We start from the raw sequence: 914 nt of genomic DNA, 5'->3' as shown, positions 1-914 counted from the left end.
TTAAAGGGGGATTTGTTTGTTATGGAAAAAGAAAAATTAGGTTTTATAATGTGTGTTTGTACTGGAAAATGTCCAGGTTTCAAAGCTATGGATATTTGGGATTTTATTAATCAAGTTAGAGTAGAATTACCAGTTGAATATGGATTTATTCATCCTCAACTTTGTGAAGAAGACGGAGATAGATTTCTTGAAGATTTTTTAAAATCAAATAGAAAAGTAATAATTGGTGCATGTGCTCCAAATATGCAGAAAAAAATGTTTAAACAAGCATTTAAAGATGCTGGTCTTAATGTTGAAAAAGATGCAGTAATGTTAGATATAAGAGATATGACAAATGAAAGAGCATTTGAAGTAGTTGAAAATGCATTAAGAGAATTAGGTTTTGGGGAGGAAGAATAATGAGTGAATCAACTTTTATGGGAGTTCCAAGAGAAAAAATTGATTGGAGTCCAAGAATTGAATTTGATAAATGTAACTATTGTATGGAGTGTGTAGAATTTTGCCCACATAATGTATTTGAATTAAGAGAAAATGAGGAACAAAAATTTGTCATAAAGAATCCTAATAACTGTGTTGTTTTTTGCAGAGCATGTTCCAAAACTTGTGGTTTAGATATAATTGATTTCCCAAATAAAGGAGAGACAACAAAGTACATTAAGAAGATAAGAAAGGAGCTAGAAGAAAATGAGTAAATTATTTGCAATCCTTCCTTGTAATGGAATTGATAAATGTGCTGGCTGTATAACTAGAGAAATAGCATTAGATATTAAGGAAAAAACTGATAGTGAGATTTTATGTCCAATATTTTATAGAGTATCTGATACAAAATATAATAAAATCTTAAAAGATAGAGACCTTATTATTATTGATGGATGTAACACCAAATGTTCAACTAAACTAGCCTCCGAAAAAAA

Annotated in this window: 3 protein-coding genes; all 3 read left to right on the top strand. The window is 29.3% G+C overall.

All coding sequences use genetic code 11. The annotated features are described in order from the left end of the window. Positions 1-21: 21 nt before the first annotated feature. Entirely contained in the window at positions 22-399 is a 378-nt protein-coding gene (locus KGF50_RS21655) for a hypothetical protein (protein WP_227849972.1), read from the top strand. Beyond that, positions 399-692 (top strand): 4Fe-4S dicluster domain-containing protein, encoded by a 294-nt coding sequence (locus KGF50_RS21650; protein ID WP_227849971.1) that lies wholly within the window; start codon positions 399-401, stop codon positions 690-692. The genes KGF50_RS21655 and KGF50_RS21650 overlap by 1 nt, the downstream gene beginning before the upstream one ends. Next, positions 685-914 (top strand): putative zinc-binding protein (locus KGF50_RS21645; protein WP_227849970.1); only part of this gene is annotated, 230 nt, incomplete at its 3' end. The genes KGF50_RS21650 and KGF50_RS21645, both read left to right, overlap by 8 nt.

The sequence above is a fragment of the Clostridioides sp. ZZV15-6598 genome, assembly GCF_020657705.1.
GTDB classification, from domain to species: domain Bacteria; phylum Bacillota; class Clostridia; order Peptostreptococcales; family Peptostreptococcaceae; genus Clostridioides; species Clostridioides difficile_F.
Note: the sequence above shows the minus strand (reverse complement) of the source record. Positions and strands in the feature narration are given on the sequence as shown.